The 20,850-nt window shown below is 40.7% G+C and carries 19 protein-coding genes; 12 read left to right on the plus strand and 7 right to left on the minus strand.

What is annotated here, in order from left to right; genetic code table 11:
- Window position 1: 1 nt before the first annotated feature.
- From B3317_RS02565 to B3317_RS02600, 8 genes are all read left to right on the plus strand, one after another.
- The gene (locus tag B3317_RS02565; RefSeq protein WP_291108321.1) at window positions 2–1,435 is read left to right on the plus strand and encodes an MBOAT family O-acyltransferase; all 1,434 of its coding nucleotides are present in this window, start codon (window positions 2–4) and stop codon (window positions 1,433–1,435) included.
- Between the two features lie 6 nt (window positions 1,436–1,441).
- Window positions 1,442–2,536 carry a hypothetical protein gene (locus B3317_RS02570; protein WP_291108323.1) on the plus strand — a complete coding sequence of 365 codons (1,095 nt, stop codon included), beginning with the start codon at window positions 1,442–1,444 and terminating at the stop codon, window positions 2,534–2,536.
- Between the two features lie 19 nt (window positions 2,537–2,555).
- Window positions 2,556–3,617, plus strand: coding sequence for a glycosyltransferase family 4 protein (locus tag B3317_RS02575; protein WP_291108325.1), 1,062 nt, complete (start codon window positions 2,556–2,558; stop codon window positions 3,615–3,617).
- A 782-nt stretch (window positions 3,618–4,399) separates the two neighbouring features.
- The gene (locus tag B3317_RS02580) at window positions 4,400–5,101 is read left to right on the plus strand and encodes a succinate dehydrogenase cytochrome b subunit (RefSeq protein WP_291108327.1); all 702 of its coding nucleotides are present in this window, start codon (window positions 4,400–4,402) and stop codon (window positions 5,099–5,101) included.
- 44 nt (window positions 5,102–5,145) lie between these two features.
- Window positions 5,146–7,119 (plus strand): fumarate reductase/succinate dehydrogenase flavoprotein subunit, encoded by a 1,974-nt coding sequence (locus B3317_RS02585; protein ID WP_291108329.1) that lies wholly within the window; start codon window positions 5,146–5,148, stop codon window positions 7,117–7,119.
- 46 nt (window positions 7,120–7,165) lie between these two features.
- The gene (locus tag B3317_RS02590) at window positions 7,166–7,519 is read left to right on the plus strand and encodes a four helix bundle protein (RefSeq protein ID WP_291108331.1); all 354 of its coding nucleotides are present in this window, start codon (window positions 7,166–7,168) and stop codon (window positions 7,517–7,519) included.
- Between the two features lie 45 nt (window positions 7,520–7,564).
- On the plus strand, window positions 7,565–8,320 hold the full coding sequence (locus B3317_RS02595) for a succinate dehydrogenase/fumarate reductase iron-sulfur subunit (protein ID WP_291108333.1): 756 nt from the start codon (window positions 7,565–7,567) through the stop codon (window positions 8,318–8,320).
- A 165-nt stretch (window positions 8,321–8,485) separates the two neighbouring features.
- A complete protein-coding gene (locus tag B3317_RS02600; protein WP_291108335.1) occupies window positions 8,486–9,421 on the plus strand; it encodes a putative 2-dehydropantoate 2-reductase in 936 nt (311 codons plus the stop codon).
- Window positions 9,422–9,473: 52 nt separating this feature from the next.
- On the opposite strand, the gene B3317_RS02605 is transcribed toward B3317_RS02600, so the two are convergent.
- The gene (locus B3317_RS02605) at window positions 9,474–10,124 is read right to left on the minus strand and encodes a S24 family peptidase (protein WP_291108337.1); all 651 of its coding nucleotides are present in this window, start codon (window positions 10,122–10,124) and stop codon (window positions 9,474–9,476) included.
- 251 nt (window positions 10,125–10,375) lie between these two features.
- Here B3317_RS02605 and B3317_RS02610 point away from each other — a divergent pair, with 251 nt between their 5' ends.
- Window positions 10,376–12,076 (plus strand): hypothetical protein, encoded by a 1,701-nt coding sequence (locus B3317_RS02610; RefSeq protein WP_291108339.1) that lies wholly within the window; start codon window positions 10,376–10,378, stop codon window positions 12,074–12,076.
- Between the two features lie 87 nt (window positions 12,077–12,163).
- Entirely contained in the window at window positions 12,164–12,898 is a 735-nt protein-coding gene (locus B3317_RS02615; RefSeq protein WP_291108341.1) for a BT1926 family outer membrane beta-barrel protein, read from the plus strand.
- Window positions 12,899–13,525: 627 nt separating this feature from the next.
- Here B3317_RS02615 and gldN read toward each other — a convergent pair.
- From gldN to B3317_RS02630, 3 genes are all read right to left on the minus strand, one after another.
- Window positions 13,526–14,566 carry a gliding motility protein GldN gene (gene gldN / locus B3317_RS02620; RefSeq protein WP_291108342.1) on the minus strand — a complete coding sequence of 347 codons (1,041 nt, stop codon included), beginning with the start codon at window positions 14,564–14,566 and terminating at the stop codon, window positions 13,526–13,528.
- Window positions 14,566–15,990, minus strand: coding sequence for an SUMF1/EgtB/PvdO family nonheme iron enzyme (locus B3317_RS02625; RefSeq protein WP_291108343.1), 1,425 nt, complete (start codon window positions 15,988–15,990; stop codon window positions 14,566–14,568). The genes gldN and B3317_RS02625 overlap by 1 nt, the downstream gene beginning before the upstream one ends.
- A 148-nt stretch (window positions 15,991–16,138) precedes the next feature.
- A complete protein-coding gene (locus tag B3317_RS02630; RefSeq protein ID WP_291108345.1) occupies window positions 16,139–17,092 on the minus strand; it encodes a PorP/SprF family type IX secretion system membrane protein in 954 nt (317 codons plus the stop codon).
- A 185-nt stretch (window positions 17,093–17,277) separates the two neighbouring features.
- Between B3317_RS02630 and B3317_RS02635 the strand changes: the two genes are divergently transcribed.
- Entirely contained in the window at window positions 17,278–17,418 is a 141-nt protein-coding gene (locus B3317_RS02635; RefSeq protein ID WP_291108347.1) for a hypothetical protein, read from the plus strand.
- A gap of 31 nt (window positions 17,419–17,449) precedes the next feature.
- Here the strand turns inward: B3317_RS02635 and B3317_RS02640 are convergent, their stop codons facing one another.
- Genes B3317_RS02640 through B3317_RS02650 form a run of 3 tightly spaced genes read right to left on the minus strand, consistent with a single transcriptional unit; the run spans window position 17,450 to window position 20,141 of the window.
- The gene (locus B3317_RS02640; protein WP_291108349.1) at window positions 17,450–18,655 is read right to left on the minus strand and encodes a DUF763 domain-containing protein; all 1,206 of its coding nucleotides are present in this window, start codon (window positions 18,653–18,655) and stop codon (window positions 17,450–17,452) included.
- Between the two features lie 20 nt (window positions 18,656–18,675).
- Window positions 18,676–19,590 (minus strand): tRNA (adenosine(37)-N6)-dimethylallyltransferase MiaA, encoded by a 915-nt coding sequence (miaA, locus tag B3317_RS02645; RefSeq protein ID WP_291108351.1) that lies wholly within the window; start codon window positions 19,588–19,590, stop codon window positions 18,676–18,678.
- Window positions 19,590–20,141, minus strand: coding sequence for an IS1096 element passenger TnpR family protein (locus tag B3317_RS02650; RefSeq protein ID WP_291108353.1), 552 nt, complete (start codon window positions 20,139–20,141; stop codon window positions 19,590–19,592). Before B3317_RS02650 ends, miaA begins: the two co-directional genes overlap by 1 nt.
- A 201-nt stretch (window positions 20,142–20,342) precedes the next feature.
- Here B3317_RS02650 and B3317_RS02655 point away from each other — a divergent pair, with 201 nt between their 5' ends.
- Window positions 20,343–20,813, plus strand: a complete 471-nt coding sequence (locus tag B3317_RS02655) for an outer membrane beta-barrel protein (RefSeq protein WP_291108355.1) — start codon at window positions 20,343–20,345, stop codon at window positions 20,811–20,813.
- Window positions 20,814–20,850: the final 37 nt, after the last annotated feature.

The following is a 20,850-nucleotide window of genomic DNA, read 5'->3' on the forward strand; positions in this document are numbered from 1 at the left end:
TATGATATTTTCGACATATATATTCACTTTTGTCTTTTTGCCGGTAGTATTGATTCTTTATTTCGGCATATCGCGCTATGTATCGCGAAAAGTACAACATTTACTTCTGATATTCGCTTCATTGGTTTTTTACGGATACAACCATATTTCTTATGTATGGCTGATACTTATTTCGATATCTGTCAATTATATAATGGCAACAGGAGTGCAGAATGCGACAAGACTTCTTTTTAGGAAGGTCTGTTTTGTTACCGGAGTTCTGTTTAATGTTTGTTTACTGGGATATTATAAGTATTATAATTTCTTTGTGGATAATGTCAATACCCTATTTGATACTCATTTTGTTCTCAGGCAGATCATATTACCGCTGGGGATCAGCTTCTTTACCTTCCAGCAGATAGCCTACCTGATAAGTGTAAATAAAAAACAGGAAAAAGTGCCCGGAGTACTGGATTATGTTCTTTTTATCACCTTTTTCCCACAGTTGGTAGCGGGCCCTATTGTCTTTTCTCAGGATGTAATGACTCAATATCAGGAAGACAAAAACCGTTTCTTCAATACAGATAATTTTGTACAGGGCCTTTTCATATTTATCATTGGTCTTTTCAAGAAAGCCGTGGTAGCCGATACGCTGAACATCTTTTCCTCGAATGCTTTTTTCGACCCCGGTTCTTTATCTTTCGGAGCGGCATGGCTCGGTTCTCTGGCTTATACATTCCAGTTATTCTTCGATTTCAGCGGTTATTCCGATATGGCGATAGGCCTGGGTAAGATGTTCAATATTAACCTGCCTGTGAACTTCTATTCACCCTATAAGTCGAAAAGTATTACCGAGTTCTGGAAACGGTGGCATATAACTCTGGGGCGATCTTTGTTTGTCCTTATTTACATCCCGCTCGGAGGTAACAGGAAAGGATATGCCCGTACCTGCTTCAACCTTTTTGCGGTGTTCTTTGTGAGCGGACTCTGGCACGGAGCAGCATGGACGTTTGTATTATGGGGGTCGTTACACGGGCTTGTCCGTGTATTTGAGAAGATATTTGACAAGCAACTGGATAAAGTCCCTGACCTGGTAAGGATTTTCTTTACATTTCTGTTTGTAAGTTCCGCACTGGTATTGTTCCGTTCATTGACAGTAAATGATGCATTGATAATGCTGAAAACGATGTACATCCCCGATGTAATTTCGTTTAACGGAATCTCACACCTGGCATTCAATACTACGTTGGCTTATCCGGACATGATGCAGTCGATATTTGTAGTCGGAATTCTTCTGATAGTGTCTTATTTTGTATTCCTGTTCCCGAAAAACAGCATCGATTTGTATAATGAATTCAACCCGAAACCGAAAATCGCTATAATGTCGGCAATTATGTTTTCGATAGCTGTAATCCATTTTTCTAAAGTAGGAGCTTTTATCTATTTTAATTTTTAGCAAATTATGGATATATCAGGTAAGAAATATACATCTAAAGGCTTTCTGACGGTATTCAGCATATCGGCAGTCACCTTGCTGTTCATTATCGGGCTGACTTGCTATGTCGTCGATCCGTTTCTGCAATTCAGGGTAGATCCGAAATCCCGCTATATATTGAATCCCCGTTTTGTAAATGGAGGACTGGCTAAGAATTATGAATACAATACCGCACTTATAGGTTCGTCGATGGTACAGAGTTTCGATTTATCTACTTTGCGTAATACTTATCAGGGGATGAAACCTGTGAAGTTATCCTCCGGAGGAATGAATCTGGCAGAAATGGAGCTATTGTATTCAATAGTACAGGAGAAGGGGGTGAAAAACATCATAATGAATGTAGATATGCCGTTTTTCAATCAGGCCGGGTTTGTATCCCGTTATCCGGGTTATCTTTATGAAGACGGCTTCATGAATAAGCTACAATACTTGTATAGTTATGAAGCCCAGATACAATATATTCCCGCAAATTTAGGGTTGGAACTGTATTTTAAAATTAAAGACGGTAATCTGCCGGATGTATATAAGATGAAAACAAATATTGACCAGATAGGTACTGAAAGCTATGCCAAGACCTACAGCGCCGAATTTGTAAAGAACTACTATCTGGCAGGAAACAGTGTATTATACCAGCATGTGGAACATATGGAGGAACGGATGGACAATAGCCTCACTTCCTTTATTGCCAAGCTGGAAATAGATAAACACAAGGATGTGGATTACACATTTATGTTCCCGTCCTATTCGGCCCTGTACTGGTATCATACACGCAAGCATGATTATTATAGCCAGTTTCTTGGTTTTGCGGCTAAGTTTATCCGGATGGTGGAGAAGTACGACAATGTAAGGGTCGTTTCTTTTCTCGACAGGAATGAGATTACAGATCTGAACTATTATGGGGATGTTACCCATTTTAGCCCTGCTTTGGGCGATACCATAATGACTAATATGTTTAACCCTAAGTATGAAATAAATTCTTCGAATGTGGATGCAATGACACAGCGGGTGGATAGTCTTGTGGATGCATTTATTGAAAAAAATAAAGACTGGTTACCTAAATAAAATTTAAACAGACTCTTATATGTTCGTTGTAAACGGGAGATTTCTTACTCAAAAGGCCACAGGCGTTCACCGCTATGCATTCGAGATATGTAATAAACTGCACGAGATGGGTGTGGATTTTCATGTGTCCATTCCGCAGGAAATACAGCCCGATTACAAGTTCAGTTTTAGAACGGTAAAGTGCGGTTCGCTGAAAACTCATTTGTGGGAACAAGTCTCATTGCCCCGCTATCTGAAGAGTATCGGCAGCCCGTTGCTTATCAGTTTCACCGGATGCGGTCCCTTGTCCTATGATAATCAGATAATGACTATCCATGATGTATCGCATGAGCGTTACCCCGAATGGTTCTCGAAGAATTATTACCGTTTTTATCATTTTATGATGCCCCGTATAGGCAAAAAAGCGCACGCGGTACTCACAGTGAGTGAGTTTTCTAAAAATGAGATTGTGGATACACTGGGGATAGATGCGGCTAAAATACATGTGATACATAGCAATGTGCCGTTTCATAATAAACCTGCACGGGAAGAAATATTGAATTATAAGCCTGACCCGGACAGCGAAAAATATATAATTGCTGTATCATCCATGGACCCCCGTAAAAATTTCAGTCGTTTGGTGGAAGCATTCGATAAGATAGACAATAAATCGGTAAAGCTATATATCATCGGCATGTCCTTCAAGGCATTCAATACTCCTGATCTAAAAAAACTGATAGGAGAGAATGTGCATCTGCCGGGATATATCCCTGACAATCAGCTCCAAAAAATGTATCAGGATGCATTGCTGTCCGTCTACCCGTCTTTATACGAGGGGTTCGGACTACCGCCATTGGAATCCATGACTTATGGTTGTCCTGCAATCTGCTCCGATATTCCCGCTTTGCGTGAGGTTAGCGGGGATGCCGCTTTATATGTAGACCCATATGATGTGAAAGATATGACAGCTAAAATAAACCAATTGCTGAAAGACCGGGACTTAAGGGAGCAACTTCGCCTTAAAGGTCTGGAACAGATAAAAAAATATTCGTGGGATGAATCCGCCCGGCAGGTTTATGACCTTGCGCAGAAATATATATAAAAAGCTTAGATAGAAAAGATAAGGAGGGTGTGTCAAAAGCAGTTTTTCTTTCTATTTACATACGCTACGCTCCTGTGACCGTTGGTTGTCATGTTGAACGGAGTGAAACATCTCGTGCCAGGAGGGTCGAGATTCTTCATTACATTCAGAATGGCAAAGAGGGTAATAATTTGATAGTACAGTTTTACTTTTGACACACCCTCTTTGTTATGTTTATATTTCTGGTTTATCTATATAGTGAGCTTAACGGCTTACCGTTCTTTGAAAGGTTGAATAAGGATTTAAAGATTTAAGGTTTAAAAATTAAAATGTATAAAAGCTGTAACTTTTGTTACCTTTTTGCGCTTTAGCGTCTCTGCATGAAATACTGTTAACTGATACATGTGTTACCTTTGTTACCTTTTAACTAAATATAGTTGAGAATACGAAATTAGAATAAAGTGTCAGTAGTGAGATAAAAAGCAAATCTGAACTTACAGGAATTATTAATTTTTCATTCTTAGTTATTAATTACTTTCTGTTACTATTTCCACTCAAAATTTACATTATGATTATTACAGTAAACCCTAGCTGTGAACAAAATAGAATATACGAAAAAATATGTTCACGGATTAACTAATCATTTTACTTTTTAATCAAAAACGCATTCCATTTCTTTTGAAAATCCCTTTATTTAATCTATTTTTGCATGACAATAGAAAAAAGCAATTGCATATGGTTATTTTCTATCACTATCAGCTAAAAATTTAACTATTCTAAATAACTAAAAACAATTTTAATTTATGAGTTGGTTACTTAAATCTTCTATTGGTAAGAAGTTGATAATGAGTATCACTGGTATCGCTCTTATCTTGTTTTTGCTGTTTCACGCTTCGATGAACGTGACGGCTGTATTTTCGGAGGATGCCTACAATACCATCTGCGCTTTATTAGGGGCTAATTGGTATGCTGTGGCCGGGACTGCTGCTTTGGGTGCACTTGTTGCCATCCACTTCATCTACGCTCTTATTCTGACTTTACAAAACCGTAAAGCACGCGGAGGTGACGCTTATGCAGTAAACGTACGTCCTAAACATGTAGAGTGGGCTTCACAAAACATGTTTGTCCTGGGTGTAATTGTCATTGGTTTCATGGTGCTTCACTTTAGCCAGTTCTGGTATAAAATGATGTTTACCGAATTGATGGGACATCACGAAGTGGCGCTTGGTGGCGAAATGGTTTCTCCTCAGGACGGAGCCGCTTTCATCAAGTATTATTTCAGTCAGACCTGGGTTGTGGTTGCATACCTTGTTTGGTATGTTGCATTGTGGTTCCATTTATCTCACGGATTTTGGAGTGCAGTTCAAACCATCGGTTGGAACAATCTGGTTTGGATGAATCGCTGGAAAGTGATCAGTCAGGTACTTGCCACTGTTATTTGTCTGGCATTTGCTTTTGTAACCATCTACTTTTATGCAAGACATTTACTGTGTCCGTTTTGTTAAGTAGGCGCTGATTATTTTTGTTAAAGATTAAAAGAAAAACAGATATGAGTAATATACTAGATCCAAAAAAAGATTCAAAAATACCTGAAGGGCCATTGGCAGAAAAATGGACCAACTATAAGGCGCACCAGAAATTGGTGAATCCTGCTAATAAACGTCGCCTCGACATTATTGTAGTAGGTACAGGCCTTGCAGGAGCATCGGCGGCCGCTTCTCTTGGAGAAATGGGCTTCAATGTGCTTAACTTCTGTATTCAGGATTCTCCCCGCCGTGCGCACTCGATCGCAGCACAGGGAGGTATTAATGCTGCAAAGAATTATCAAAATGATGGTGACTCGGTTTACCGTCTTTTCTACGATACTATCAAAGGTGGTGACTACCGTGCCCGCGAAGCAAACGTTTACCGTCTTGCGGAGGTTGCAAACAGTATCATCGACCAATGTGTGGCTCAGGGAGTTCCTTTTGCCCGCGAATACGGAGGCTTGCTGGATAACCGTTCTTTCGGTGGAGCACAGGTATCGCGTACATTCTATGCTAAAGGACAGACCGGACAACAGCTGTTGCTGGGTGCATACTCTGCATTGAGCCGTCAGGTGCACAAAGGCAGCGTGAAACTATATACCCGCTATGAGATGCTCGATGTTGTACTTGTGAAGGACAACAATGGAGAAGAACGTGCCCGTGGTATTATTGCCCGCAACCTTGTAACAGGTAAACTGGAGCGTTTTGCAGCACATGCAGTTGTTATTGCTACAGGTGGATATGGTAATACATTCTTCCTTTCTACCAATGCAATGGGTTCGAACGGTTCTGCAGCTATTCAGGCTTATAAAAAAGGTGCTTACTTTGCGAATCCTTGCTTCGCTCAGATTCACCCGACATGTATTCCCGTTCACGGCGAATTCCAGTCTAAGCTGACTCTGATGTCAGAATCGCTTCGTAACGATGGCCGTATCTGGGTTCCTAAAAAGAAAGAAGATGCTGAAGCTATCCGCGCAGGCAAACTGAAGCCAACTCAATTGAAAGAAGAAGACAGGGATTACTATCTGGAAAGACGCTATCCGGCCTTCGGTAACCTTGTGCCTCGTGACGTTGCATCACGTGCAGCTAAAGAGAGATGCGATGCCGGCTTTGGTGTAGGTTCTACAGGTCTGGCCGTTTATCTTGATTTCTCTGATGCTATCAACCGCCTTGGTAGAGATGTAGTTGAAGCCAAGTATGGCAACCTGTTCCAGATGTACGACAAAATTGTAGACGAAAATCCATACGAAACACCGATGATGATTTATCCGGCGATCCACTACACGATGGGTGGTATCTGGGTAGACTATGAGTTGATGACTTCCATCAAAGGTTTGTTTGCACTTGGTGAAGCCAACTTCTCCGACCATGGAGCTAACCGCTTGGGGGCATCTGCTCTGATGCAGGGATTGGCTGACGGATATTTCGTATTACCATATACAATCCAGAATTATCTGGCTGACCAGATTTCTGTTCCTCGCTTCAGTACCGATCTGCCTGAATTTGCTCAGACAGAAAATGAGATTAAGGAGAAAGTTGCCAAATTAATGAATATTAAGGGGAAACGTTCTGTTGACTCTATCCATAAGGAACTGGGGCTTATCATGTGGGATTTTGTAGGTATGGGCCGTACAAAGGAATCTTTGGAAGCAGCAATCGAGAAATTGAAAGCTGTGAAAAAGGAATTCTGGTCAAATGTCCGCATCCCGGGTGAAGCTACTAGCCTGAATACAGAGCTTGAAAAAGCATTGCGTTTAGCAGACTTTATCGAGATAGGCTTATTGATGGCATATGATGGATTGAATCGTAATGAGTCTTGTGGAGGCCACTTCCGTGAAGAATATCAGACACCGGAAGGTGAGGCTATGCGTGATGATGAACATTATTCTTATGTTGCCTGCTGGAAATATGAAGGTGAAGAGCAAGCTCCTGAGCTGGTGAAAGAACCTCTCGACTATGAATTTGTAGTTAGACAACAAAGAAATTACAAGGCTTAAATCAGTTGACGAGTTAACAAGTAAACGAGTAGACAAGTTTTTGAAAATGGGAACTCATAAGGATTTGATTGTTTGGCAGAAGAGTATCAGTTTGGTGAAACAGATATATGTTGAAACTAAATCCTTTCCAAATGAAGAGTTATTTGGCTTAGTTTCTCAAATGAGGCGTTCATCTGTTTCTGTACCTTCCAATATAGCAGAAGGATTTGGTAGAGGTTCAAAAAAAGAATGTACACATTTTGTATACATTGCTTTAGGTTCTGCCTCGGAATTGGAAACACAAATGATAATTTCCAGAGAATTAGAATATTTATCAGAAATTGTGTACCAAACGCTGAATGCTTTACTTAACGAAATAATTAAAATGTTGTCAGCTTTAATAAATTCTTTAAAACAATAAACTTGTATCTCGTATCTCGTATCTCGTATCTAAAAACTCAAAAAAATGGAAAAATTAATCAATATAACATTAAAAGTTTGGCGTCAGAGAGGTCCTCAGGAAAAAGGGGCTTTTGAGACATATCCATTAAAAGGCATTTCTACAGAAAGTTCTTTTCTTGAGATGCTGGATATTTTGAATGAAAACTTAATCAACGAAGGCAAAGAGCCTGTCGTGTTCGATCACGACTGCCGCGAAGGTATCTGTGGTATGTGTAGCCTTTATATAAACGGACATCCTCACGGACCGGACGAAGATATTACAACATGCCAGCTGCATATGCGTAAATTTAAGGATGGTGAAACCATTACGGTTGAACCTTGGCGTTCGGCAGGTTTCCCTGTTATCCGCGACTTGATGGTAGACCGTACTGCTTTTGATAAAATCATGCAGGCGGGAGGTTATGTTAGTGTAAATACCGGAGGTATACCGGATGCTAATGCTATACCTATTCCAAAGACAGATGCTGACGAAGCTATGGATGCAGCATCATGTATCGGTTGTGGTGCATGTGTTGCCGCTTGTAAGAATGGATCGGCTATGTTGTTTGTATCGGCTAAAGTAAGCCAGCTGGCACTTCTTCCTCAGGGACGTGTAGAAGCAGCACGTCGCGCGAAAGCAATGGTAGGTAAAATGGATGAACTGGGCTTCGGTAACTGTACCAATACACAGGCTTGTGAGGTACAATGTCCGAAGAACGTATCTATTGCAAATATTGCCCGCATGAACCGCGAGTTCCTGAAAGCAAAATTCAAAGACTAGTAAGTTTTGATTATAGAATTGGAAGCGGCTATCGGAAGATAGTCGCTTTTTGTTTGTATATTTATGAAATCTAAATATATTTATCTATAGGTAAAGAGACGACGAAAATTGATCTTATGGTAAGGTTTTCGTACATTTTAAATTATTTTTTAAGAGAATCGTTTTATGTCACTTAAATATGCAGTAATAGGTACCGGAGCCATAGGTGGTTATTATGGTGGTAGATTAGCTAATTCGGGACAGGAAGTTCATTTCTTGCTTCATTCCGATTATAAATACGTGAAGAATAATGGACTAAAAGTAGATTCCGTCCATGGGGATTTTTATTTGAAGTCTGTATATGCATATAGATCAACATCGGATATGCCGAAATGTGATGTCGTACTTGTTGCCTTGAAAACAACAAATAATAAGTTGCTAAAAGAACTTTTACCGCCTCTGCTACATAAAGATACGGTAGTTATACTTATTCAGAACGGTCTGGGGCTGGAAGCCGATTTACAGAAGGATTTTCCGGGACTGAACATTGCCGGAGGACTTGCTTTTATCTGTTCCAGTAAAATAGGGGAAGGACATATCGGGCACTTCGATGAGGGGCATCTCAACATTGGCTCTTATTCGTGTGCCAATCCCGAAATATTAGAACAGGTATGTAATGATTTCATACAATCCGGTGTAAGAACACAGGTGCTCGAACTGGAGAAGGCCCGTTGGATGAAGTTGATCTGGAACATCCCTTATAATGGTATGACAGTTGTAATGAATAGCACCACCGCTAATTTAATGAGTGATCCGGTTATGGTAGAATTACTTTACAGCATTATGCTCGAAGTCGTGCATGGAGCTAATTCTGTCGGTCAGGGCAGGTTCTCTATACCGGAAAGCTATGCGAGGGATATATTGGAGATGACACGGCATATGACACCATACTCTCCCAGCATGAAGCTGGACTTTGATTATCGGAGGCCTATGGAGATAGAGTATATTTATTCACGTCCTATTTCCGAGGCTGAGAGTGTGGGTTATAAAATGACACGGATTACTATGTTGAGAAGTCAATTACAGTTTATAGAAGCGCAGTATTTATCCTGTGATAAATAGGATGTGTAGTGGCTGACTGTTGGAGATCAGCCTTTTCTCTATTTGTATAAGTTTATAACACTTTTGTAGAAATTACACCCTTAACTAAAAACAAGCGGCGTATAAGAGATTTATCCAGAAGCATTTCATCATAATGTTCGGTATTGCGTGGGATGAGCCGCAACAGAGTGTTGTTTTCATTCACAGTTCTTAGATATTTAATTGTTGTGTACTTGTCTGTTACAATCAGGTACATTTCTCCCGGGAGTATCAGATGCAGGTTTATTTCTTTCAGTGCAACTATCGAACCGGATGGTATCTCCGGCTTCATTGATTCTCCGACAAAGAGTGCTGCAAGATCACAATTAGCCAATGATGGCACCTCGATATAATATAGTGGTTCGGGAAGAGTGATTTCGGTCTGTTCATCCGAGTCCATTATTATGGAATCATAGAATGGTATTTTCTTTTTGGATGAAGATTTCCTGTTTTCTTCAGATTCGTTGATGTACATCGTTCCTTCCCCGGTAAGTAACCACGCTTTACTTATATTGCAATATTTTGTTGTAATTTGTTCTGCCAGATCTTTGCTTATTGAATTCTTGCCATTTTTTATGCGGTACAAGTTTTCAGATCTTTTCAGACCTATTGAGGTTGCAAATTTATTGATAGAGAGATTGGTCGATTCTATGACTTTTACAAGTCTATCCCAGTTGTCGTTCATTTTCCTTTTACAAATTTTAAAATAATATCAAAAAAACTTTTTTATACAATATAAAATTGTATATTTGCAATCAAATATTGTATTTATGAATAGTGCTTAGCTATTCACAGTATATATAAACAAGTAAAGTTAGATAATTATCGTAGAAACATATCTTTTTGATATATTTTAATATTTAGAGACAACATATGCTATCACATAAATAACTGAATTGATAAACAACTAATTTATTAACAACTAGCTTTTTTATTATGAAAAAACTTAAGTTTTATATTCCTGTATTGGCTATAGCGTGCGCAGGAATTGTATTTTCTACAACATCGTGCGTTGATGACAACGAGTCGCAAAGCGTAACCCAATTGCGTGGCGCTAAGGCCGACCAGCTGAAGGCTGATGCAGAGCTTAAAAGAGCACAGGCGGAGGTTGAAAAAATCCTTGCAGAAGCTGAAAAAGCTTTGAAAGAAGCGGAAGCAGAAAGAATTAAAGCAGAAATTGAGTACAGGAAAGCCGAAACAGAATACCAGAAAAAGTATTGGGCTGAAGAGATCAAGAAAATGGAAAAAGCTACAGAAGTAGCAATCAAGAAAGCTGAGGCTGAATTGGAACGGGAAAAAGCTAATCTTGTAACAGCGCAACAGGAGTTGGCTGAAGCTTTGGCTAAAGCCGCAGTAGAAGATCCGGAATTGAAAGCTGCGGTACTTGCATATCAGGATGCGATAGCTAAAGTAAATGCACATACAGCTGTCTGGTCTGAAAAGACAATCAGATTGGCTAAAGAAAATGAGTTGCTTGCCGGATATAAAGCAGGGAAAAATGAAACTTTAGCTAATGATATCAGGTTGAAGGAAAGAGATATCGCTAATATGAACATTGGCCTCGAAAACGACAAAGCCGACCTTAAGAGATGGCAGGATCTTTTAGCTACTACTGATATAAAAGATATCGAAAAAGAAATAGCTAAAGCAAAAGCCGACGAAAAAATACTGCTGTTTACTGATATCCCTGCTCTTGAAAACAAACGTTTGCAAGCGGAGATCGTTTACAACAATGCAAGTAATACATGGTACGATTTCTATGATAACGCTTACAACTGGAGAACCGACAAGGTGTATACAATCGCTGAATTGAACACAATCCTTGCAGACATGAAAGCTAATCTGGCTACAGCTAAAGCAGATAAGACTAAAGCAGAAGCTGATTTTACTGCTGCTACTTCGGCACTGGTAGGATTACATACCGATTTCAGAAAAGCAGAAGCTGACAAAGTTAAAACAAGAGAGGCTCTGGATAAAGCAATAGAAGATCGCAATACAGTTTATAACAACCCTTCGTCTACACAGGCTCAGAAAGATGCTGCTGACGCTGCTGTTGCCGCTGCTGATACTGCAGATAACGCAGCCGCAGTAACTCTTGCCGATAAAAGCAACAAGTACTATGACGGCCAAAATAAGGTTGACAATGCGCAGCATGCAGTGGAAGATGCTACTAACGCTATTAATTATTTGACAGAAGATATTGCTGATATGGAAGCCGTGAAAGCTATCTACAAAGATGAATCTACTCCGGCAACGTTAAAAGCTGCCTATGATAAAGCAAGAACAGACTATTATGCAGCTGTTGATGCTAAGGATGTAAAAGTTCGTGAAGCAAATTCTTTGAGAAACTACTACTGGACGCTTGAATCAGCTGTATTTAACGGCACATATATAGGAGATATAAAAGAGCAGCAGATAGAAAGACTTGAAGATGCTATTGCTAGCACTACATTGGCTATCAGTAACATAGAGAGAGATATCAAAGAGTTGGAAGCTACTACTACATACGATATATCTACGAAAGTAGCCGAGATTGCTGCTCTGACAGAAGAAGTAGCTCAAGAAAAACTCCAGATGGATGCAGCTAAAAAGGAAGCAGCTGTTGCTAAAGCTATAATAGACGCGAAAATCAAATAAAAACACTGGAAGGTTAATCTATCTGGCAATGAGTTGAGGAAACAATATTCCTTCCTCAACTCATTCTGATAAAAAACAGAAGCTAAAATGAAGAAAATATTATGTTTAACAATGCTCCTGTCCTTTGCTTTTTCGGCTTTTGCTCAAAACTCAAGTGACGTGGCTCCGAAAAAAGGTGACTGGATGGTTTCTGTCAACTTTGGAGTCGGGTCATATATCGGGACAGATGCTCCGGCTCCCAACAACCCGGCTTATACTTTGTCGGCATCTACATCGGCATGGTTCGATAAGAATCCGATATTGGATATAGAAGGCAGATGGTTTGTGTCGGACAAGTGGGCGCTAAAATTGACGGGAGGATTTAATTTCAGCCACAATCCGGCTTATAATGAAGTTACCGGTACAGGCTCAGAATCCGGTGATATTCCTACCTATAATGCTGTGCCTGGCAGAGATAATATTCAATTCTCGGTGACAGTAGGTGCGGATCATTATTTCAAAACGAAATGGGATCAATTACATCTGCGCCTAGGAGGTGAATTCGGTTATGCTTATGGCCGTGTATCTGCAAATGCCGAAGATAGTGAGGACTATCTGGGTGCGAGTGTAGGTGAGGCTTATGCATTGAAGGTAGCTCCGGTTGTAGGTGCGGACTATTTTATTAATTCTGCTTTATTCTTAGGATTCGATATTCGTCCGGTGGCTTATCAGTATTCAACTTACAGTATCCGTCCTCAGGCGGGATTGGGGTTGCTTTCATCAGATAGTCACTCTTTTTCAATCTTATCACAACCGATGATAAAATTAGGAATCAGATTTTAAATGATCTGTTACTAATTAGTTAAGATAATTAATGTGAGAGAGGAGGCTTTCCGAGAGGAAAGCCTCTCTTGTTTTATCTGTATCCAGATATGAAAAAGTAACAAAAGTAACAGAAACTAATTAATAATTAAGAATGAAAAATTAATAATTCTGTAAGTTCATATTTGCTTTTTATCTCACTACTGACCCTGTATTCTAATTTCATATTCTCAACTATATTTAGTTAAAAGGTAACAAAGGTAACACATGTATCAGTTAGCAGTCAACAGTCATCAGTTAACAGTATTTCATGCAGAGACGCTAAAGCGCAAAAGGGTAACAAAGGTAACACTTTTTTCAGTGAACAGTCAACAACTCGTACCTCGTACCTCGTCTACTCGTATCTCTTTACTTATAACTTACTACTTGTTAAAAGGTAACAAAAGTAACACTTCTTACAAATTTTTCTTTCTCTTACTTTTTACTGTATCTCCGTTTTCAGGTTCAAAAAATGTCAAGGAACTATTTCCTGATGAAAAAAATCCATCAGCGATATTCTATAGATAAAGTTTCCGTGAAAGAGTAACAAAAAAGCAGCAATCAAGAGATCGCCGCTTTCTTATATTCTATTTATTTAGTCAGAATCTTTCATCTTCTGTCGCGTGCTGAATAAGTTGCATTTGATGAGGATGATTTCGGTTTACTGGCTTTGGATGCCTTTGTCTTTTTAGGATTCATATCCCCCGCTGCTTTTATCGAATCGTTGATAACCCACAAATCTTTGTCAAATTGCTTCAGTTGGGTTTCGATACTATCCTGTGCATGTTTCAATGCCTCCGGAGTGGTAAATTTTTCTTGCAGGAACTTATTCTCCATATTGGTTGTCTTGTATATCTCTCCTTCATATAGTCGGAGCCTGAAATAATCATCGATGGTTTTATTCATTACATTATTCAGGTCGGAAGTCATAATTGGCATACGCGCCGCATATGGTCTTACATATTCGTATGGTATCCAGAATTGCGGTTCGCGGGAACCTGCAGCTGATATGGACGATTCCATATCGTCATCACCAAAATAACGTTGGCGGAACAAGACCGGGCATATGGCCACTGTTTTTACACCCAGTACTGAATTCGACTGGTCAAAATACCAGGCTTCTTTTATGTAATAACCCAACGCTTCATTGCTGGGAATACTAAATTCATCGAATGTATAGACATTACCGTTTTTCTGATACGGTATTTCAAGCCGGTTAAGTACATCGCCGAAATCTATAATCAGGTTGTCTGTAAACAAATCCTGTCCCTGATTCCAGTCATATCCTATAAGGCTTCCGTTGGCCATCAGTTTGAAAATCATTGTGTACAGGTTCATTTTTTGTCCTACGGACTGTACCGGATATAGTAAGGCGGCATTTTTCCCTTTAGTCAGATCCAGAAACCGGTATACTTCACGTATCCATGTGGCATTTGCCAGATTCTGAGTCTGATTCTCGTTCATCATTTCGGCGCGAACTGATAATTGAGGCACCTTAGGGCCATTGTTCTGACCTTGTGCTCCTTGCTCTTGCTGCTGCTTTCTGGCCAGTCTGTCGCGAAGCGATTCCTGCTGGTTCTGCGCCTGCATCATATTGGTTAGGCAGAACACGCAGAGCAATATTGTTGTTATGTGGAATATTCTTTTCATTATTTCTTTGATTTTGCAAAGCCGATTTGTGTTCTTACACATCTGAAACCGATATAAGAGCGTGGTTGGTTCTGGAATTCACCTTCTCTCATATCTCCTCTGATATTGCGTCCTATATCTTTCCACGAACCGCCTTTTACGACTTTTTTCTTTACAGCGTATGGATCTTCTTTAGCCGCATCGTATTTGTATTGTGGATTCATATCATTCATCAGTTCTGTGCCTGATTCTGTATAAGATGTTGATGTCCATTCCGATACGTTTCCTGCCATGTCATATATTCCAAAGCGGTTTGGAATATATGATGCTACACGCGAAGGTATCAGATTCCCGTCTTTGGTATAGTTTCCCTCTCCCGGTTTAAAGTTAGCCATGAAACAGGCTTTTTCATCCATTGTGCCTTCTCTGTCCCACGGATATTTGTTTTCGCTACGCCCGTTTCGTGCAGCAAATTCCCATTCACCTTCGGTCGGTAAGCGGAAGTTCTCTATCGGACGGGCATTCTTCGGCTGCCCCATACGGTAGAACATCGTACGCCACTCGGCAAAAGCTGTGGCCTGTTCCCATGAAACGCCGACTACGGGGTAGTCATTATAGCCCGGATGAGAAAAGTACATCCTCATATAAGGCTCGTTGTATGCATTATTGAAATCATTCACCCAAACTGTCGTATCAGGGTATATATTTACAATCTTGGTATGGACAAAGTCGAAAAGTGAACTCAAAGGGCGAACGATCGTTTCGTTCACCGGAAGTCCTTCTTCATTTATATATGCTGTATCTTTCGAAATCATTACCACCTGGTTCAAGTCCACTGCTATGTCCGTATTTAATATCCGGTCTTGTGGATTCAGCCTGTTTCTGCGTTTGGCTGCTTCTGTATAGTCAAACCATTCATATTTGAAATTCATTTGGGTAGGATCTATACCTCTTTTTCCTGTTATCGGATGGATGGCTGTTACACTGTTGATAGCACGCTCTTCCTCTTCCAAGGGCCTTTTGGGAATTGGTTTTTTCCAGTCCAGATAAGGTTTTACCGGTTCCCCGTAGCGGTCTTCTGTTATTTTAAAGGTTTCATCACCTCCGAAAGCCGGGTCTGCCAGACGTTCACGGATAATAGAATCCCGTACCCAATATACAAACTGGCGATACTTCGAGTTAGTCACCTCCGTTTCGTCCATCCAGAAGTTATCGACGGATACACCTTTCGGATTAGCTTTTATATCCCACAGGGAATCGTTTTCGGCAGGGCCCATTTCTATCGAACCTCTTGATACCAGTACCATACCGTAAGGTGACGGTTCGGCCCATGATGAGCCTTTTTGTCCGGTTACTTCACCGCCAATGCCTGAACCGCCTGTCGATCTTCCGCAGGAAACCAGTAATACAAGTGAAGCTATAGTTACAAAAAACAGTTGTTTCATATATATGTATGTTAGCCTTCGGCTACTAATTTTTTAGGCTTGATTTTAATTGTTTGTCGTAATTTTGTATTAAGCCCCCTAACCCCAAGGGGAAACTCTTTATTATTCTATTTTATATTCTCCCCCTCCGGGGAGGCTAGGCGGGGCCCTATAATATCCTTATACTCTTGCTCGCTTTTACTTCCCGTTTCTTTTGTAAGGGAATGCTGTAGCGTATAAACAACTCATGGCTTCCATGACTGACTGTCGACACATCCGATGTCAATAAGTCGTATGAATAGCCTGCGTCTATGTTCCTTATTTTTACGCCCAACAAAAATACAAAACCTTCGTCTTTTCTCCAAGATATTCCCCCATTGAACAGCTCATTATATTCAATTTTTGCCGTAATATCAAACTGATAGGTCACAGCATCAGATTTAAAGAAAGCAGAAGGCTGCAATTCTATTAACGGATTATTCAATTTAATATTGTATCCTCCCATTAAATAATAGGTACGTCCTACGAATGCCGAACTGTTATCGTTCAGGTCGAACTTCGGTTCCCAAAGGTGGGTAGCCGAGAATCCTATATAATAGTCGGATGTGATCCATGCCATGCCCAGCCCTGCATCAATGACTTTGCTGCCTGCAGCAGAGGGGTATGCAGGGTCCTGATCGCCCGGGGTATGATAGTTACTGCCGGGAATATGTATGCCGGCAGCATCGAAATTCACATTAAGCAAACCGCCCTGTAACCCGATATGCAACATCTTATTATTCTTGAACTTGAACTTATAAGCATATTGTCCGAGAAAATACGTGTTAGAAAATAGCCCTGCTTTTTCGTTTGTGACTATCGCGCCAATACCATGCTCTTTACCAAGGAAATTGAAGGGCATATTCAACGAGACTACGGAAGTAACCGGGGCATTGGTCATACCTACCCACTGGCGGCGGTGCAACATCGAACTTTCAATATTGCCCGTTTCGCCGATAAAGGCAGGATTGTAGAAGTTCTTCATCCGCCAGTATTGGCTTATCTGGGCATCCCACTGTCCGTAAACGGTACTGAACCCAAAAACGAAAAACAAAACGGATAATATGATATATTTAAGCCTCATTCACAAATTTAGTGGATTATGGTGTGCAAAGTAACGATAATTTATTTGTTTTTAACGGTTAAACACCTGATAAATTGTATCGTTCAGTCTTTTGCCTTTTAATTCTTCTTTTCTCTGAAACCTCCTTGTAGAGTTTTACCCCTCATCTCCGGATTCTTTATATAATTATTGCCGCATGGTAAAGTATGATCGTAGCAACCACCATTATGGGGTTTATAGAAGCTTATATTGTTCAGATTATACCTGAAGGCAGCCAGATGGATGAAATGCAGATTATTGTCCCGGTAACACACAAGCCGATGAGGAATGTTTCAAAGAAAGAATAGTTCTTCGCTCTGTATTAGCGGGGTCTCATGGTCAGTCCCACAGTTTCAGCTGCGTCCCTTCATCCTTTGGTTTCCTGGCATCTCCGAATACGGTTTTACCCCCATATTTGTATGAGGTATTCCGTTCGTGTTGTACCAAATCGTCAAAGTAATTATTGGGGGAGTATGCTTTCTCCATCTCCTGCGATATTTTAGAAAGGTTTTTGAGCGCATCCGATTTATCTTTATCTCCCAGCTTTGCCTGATGGATAGCTTTGTCGAATATTTCAATTGTCTCATCATATACCCGGGTCGGAACCGGGAACGGATGTCCGTCTTTCCCTCCGTGGGCAAATGAAAAGCGTGCCGGGTCGGAAAATCGTGATGGTGTACCATGTATCACTTCACTGACCAAAGTAAGCGATTGTAATGTGCGTGGCCCCACACCCTCGAGTAGCAGGAGTGATTCTATATCAGATACATTTGTTTCATGGGCAAGAATGAGCGCGGCTCCCAGACGTTTTAGATTCACATCTTCGGCTTGTACGTCATGATGGTTCGGCAAAATGATGGAAACCTCATTCATCAGTTTATCCGGAGTTTCTTTTGTCAGTTCCAGAATCCCTTCTTTGGTCGGGGCAGCAAGTTTATCCGTCAGGTTCAGTATTAAACCTTGATTTTTTCCGCAGACAGAAGTATGCGGCTCTTCCATAAAGGATTCAAGGGACGACGAAAGCCAGTGGTAGCGCCGTGCCATACGGTTGTTCCCATTCATGCCTTGCTGGATAACAGTCCATTCCCCATCAATAGTTACAACAAAAGAATGTAGATACAGCTGATAGCCATCCTGAATAGCCGTATTATCCACTTTCGCCGATAATTTGCTGCTTCTTACCAGTTCGTCCCCGTCCAAACCTGTTTTATTGGCTATCTCAATAAGCTCGGCAGGTGTCTGCCGTGAAGATTTCCCCCGTCCGCCACAAACATAGATACCCAGCTCGGCCGAACGTTTGTTTATTGCCTTTTTCAGAGCGTTCATCACAGAGGTGGTTATGCCCGACGAGTGCCAGTCCATACCTAATACACATCCTAATGACTGAAACCAGAACGGGTCGCTAAGGCGCTGCAACAATGCCGGACGCCCGTATTCGATAACGATGGCTTCGGCAATGGCTCCGCCCAGAAGACTCATCCGTTGAGCCAACCAAGGGGGTACAGTTCCGTAGTGGAGGGGTAAATCGGCATGTCCTCGTTTCATACATCTAAGGTAGGAAAAAATTACAGATGATTACCTGCGATAGAAATTATTCGTTGTAAAGCTTCTTCTTCAGTCGTTTCCGACAGATTTATCCAGTGTATATCTTTATCCCGCTTAAACCATGTCATTTGCTTACGGGAATAGATCCGGCTGTTTTGTTTAATTTTGTCGATAGCAAAATCAAGTGTCCATTCGCCGTCGAAGTATTTGAACAGTTCTTTGTATCCTACTGTATTCAGGGAGTTGAGCTGGCGCTGCGGATAGTATTGTTTCGCTTCATAGAGCAGACCTTGCAGCATCATCTCGTCCACCCGTCGGTTGATACGTTCGTAAAGCTGTTCACGTTCTCGCATCAGTCCTATCTTTACAATATTGAATGGTCGTGGCTTCTTTGTATTGGTGCGGAAGGAGGAATATGGTTTTCCTGTCATCAGGCATACTTCCAGCGCATGAATTACGCGTTTGTAATTTCTGAGATCTACTATGTTGTAAAAATCCGGGTCGAGGGTTTTCAATTGTGCACGGATAGGTTCTAATCCATCTTTTTCGTAAAGGTCATATAGCTCTTTTCTTAGTCCTTCGTCTATTGTGGGTACGTCGTCTATACCATTGCATAATGCATCGATATACATCATGGAGCCGCCTGTGGCAACCAGTACGTCGTGTGTTTTATGCTGTTCTGCTATTATATCCAACGCATCCCGCTCAAATTCGCTGGCGCTGTAATAGTCTGTGATACCGAGCATGCCAACAAGAAAATGCCGCACTTGTGACAATTGCTCTGTCGTTGGTGCAGCAGTACCTATTTCCAATCCTTTAAAAAATTGCCGGGAATCGGCTGAAATAATGGGCGAATGATAGTGCTCTGCAAGATTGAGGCTAAGCGCTGTTTTTCCTACGCCGGTAGGACCAAGCAGAACTATAAGCTGTTTCATCAATACTCCTCGTCGCTTGGTAGCGGGGCATTATCCAGACCATCGAAACCTTCAGCGTCGAGCTCGTCCATGTCATAGCCTTCGTCTCCATAGAAATTCTCTCCTATATCAAGAGAGGAAGAGGTTGCCGCTACTGTGTCGAAGTCAACGACTTGCGCAGGCGGATTACCGGTAGATTTAGTGCACACTGCTTCATCGAGATTCTTTCCTGTGATGATTTCGCGGAGTTCCATGAAGAATGCACGTTCGGTCAGATAATCGAATACATACATCAGTTTTTGGCGTTCATCTTCCAGGAAGTCGTTTAATATGGAAGCCTCCATCGTATAGGAATCTTCTTCGGGGCTTGTATCCATTTCCACAAGAGTGATTTCCTGTTCTTTTTCCCAATCGTCGCTGCAAATGAAAAATGAAGTCATTTCGCCTTCTTTGTAGTCGACCGATTTGACAATAGCTTTGTGCAGATCAAAGAATGTAGCATCTGCATCTATCTGAATTTCACGTTTGAAGTCTTCCACTTCATCCGATAAAAGTAAAAATCTGAATACCATTTTAAATAGACATTTTTAATCCTAATTCAAAAGTAATAATTTTTTTACAAAGAGCATAGAATCGTATAAAAAATGAGTTCAACAAAGGGATTCTTTTCAGGATAAGTAATACAGGTGAATGAACCTAATCAATAATTCTGTTGTTATAGATAAAAGAAAATCGATAAAGATTCACTTATTTATAAACTAATTTATCACAAAATGAAAAAATTACTCTTAGTATTAGTTCTGGCTGGCCTCTCTATCGGGGCTTTTTCTCAAAGCGGTTCCAAATCAGTATTAGTTAAAGCCGGATATCAAACGGATTATGAAAGATTCGGTTTAGGCGTTGAAGGACGTTATTCTATAACAAATAATCTCCGTCTGGCACCGGATTTCACTTTCTATTTTCCAAATAATCATTTGACCGGATTGGATTTTAATGCAAATATACACTATGTATTTCCTATCCAGCGCGGTTTTTCATTATATCCTCTGGCTGGTGTTGCCATGGTGAATAATCGCTTTTCTTTTGGCGGATATTCTGATAGCAGTACGGATTTCGGTGTGAATATCGGTGCGGGAGGAAGTTACGATATAGGTAATAATGGTTATCTGAACTTGGAATTTAAATATTCGTTTCAGGATGTAGATAATGCCAATATAATGTTGGGATACGGAGTTAGATTCTGATTACCGGATAAAATAAAAGAAGGGGATAAGCAACAAT

This window comes from Dysgonomonas sp. UBA7710 (assembly GCF_002482385.1).
In the GTDB taxonomy this organism is placed as follows: Bacteria; Bacteroidota; Bacteroidia; order Bacteroidales; family Dysgonomonadaceae; genus Dysgonomonas.

Excerpts from the sequence above, each read along its gene's own strand:
- B3317_RS02565 (WP_291108321.1), top strand. The coding sequence starts at position 2 with ATGATATTTTCGACATATATATTCACTTTTGTCTTTTTGCCGGTAGTA.
- B3317_RS02570 (WP_291108323.1), top strand. The coding sequence starts at position 1,442 with ATGGATATATCAGGTAAGAAATATACATCTAAAGGCTTTCTGACGGTA.
- B3317_RS02575 (WP_291108325.1), top strand. The coding sequence starts at position 2,556 with ATGTTCGTTGTAAACGGGAGATTTCTTACTCAAAAGGCCACAGGCGTT.
- B3317_RS02580 (WP_291108327.1), top strand. The coding sequence starts at position 4,400 with ATGAGTTGGTTACTTAAATCTTCTATTGGTAAGAAGTTGATAATGAGT.
- B3317_RS02585 (WP_291108329.1), top strand. The coding sequence starts at position 5,146 with ATGAGTAATATACTAGATCCAAAAAAAGATTCAAAAATACCTGAAGGG.
- B3317_RS02590 (WP_291108331.1), top strand. The coding sequence starts at position 7,166 with ATGGGAACTCATAAGGATTTGATTGTTTGGCAGAAGAGTATCAGTTTG.
- B3317_RS02595 (WP_291108333.1), top strand. The coding sequence starts at position 7,565 with ATGGAAAAATTAATCAATATAACATTAAAAGTTTGGCGTCAGAGAGGT.
- B3317_RS02600 (WP_291108335.1), top strand. The coding sequence starts at position 8,486 with ATGTCACTTAAATATGCAGTAATAGGTACCGGAGCCATAGGTGGTTAT.
- B3317_RS02605 (WP_291108337.1), bottom strand. The coding sequence starts at position 10,124 with ATGAACGACAACTGGGATAGACTTGTAAAAGTCATAGAATCGACCAAT.
- B3317_RS02610 (WP_291108339.1), top strand. The coding sequence starts at position 10,376 with ATGAAAAAACTTAAGTTTTATATTCCTGTATTGGCTATAGCGTGCGCA.
- B3317_RS02615 (WP_291108341.1), top strand. The coding sequence starts at position 12,164 with ATGAAGAAAATATTATGTTTAACAATGCTCCTGTCCTTTGCTTTTTCG.
- gldN (WP_291108342.1), bottom strand. The coding sequence starts at position 14,566 with ATGAAAAGAATATTCCACATAACAACAATATTGCTCTGCGTGTTCTGC.
- B3317_RS02625 (WP_291108343.1), bottom strand. The coding sequence starts at position 15,990 with ATGAAACAACTGTTTTTTGTAACTATAGCTTCACTTGTATTACTGGTT.
- B3317_RS02630 (WP_291108345.1), bottom strand. The coding sequence starts at position 17,092 with ATGAGGCTTAAATATATCATATTATCCGTTTTGTTTTTCGTTTTTGGG.
- B3317_RS02635 (WP_291108347.1), top strand. The coding sequence starts at position 17,278 with ATGATCGTAGCAACCACCATTATGGGGTTTATAGAAGCTTATATTGTT.
- B3317_RS02640 (WP_291108349.1), bottom strand. The coding sequence starts at position 18,655 with ATGAAACGAGGACATGCCGATTTACCCCTCCACTACGGAACTGTACCC.
- miaA (WP_291108351.1), bottom strand. The coding sequence starts at position 19,590 with ATGAAACAGCTTATAGTTCTGCTTGGTCCTACCGGCGTAGGAAAAACA.
- B3317_RS02650 (WP_291108353.1), bottom strand. The coding sequence starts at position 20,141 with ATGGTATTCAGATTTTTACTTTTATCGGATGAAGTGGAAGACTTCAAA.
- B3317_RS02655 (WP_291108355.1), top strand. The coding sequence starts at position 20,343 with ATGAAAAAATTACTCTTAGTATTAGTTCTGGCTGGCCTCTCTATCGGG.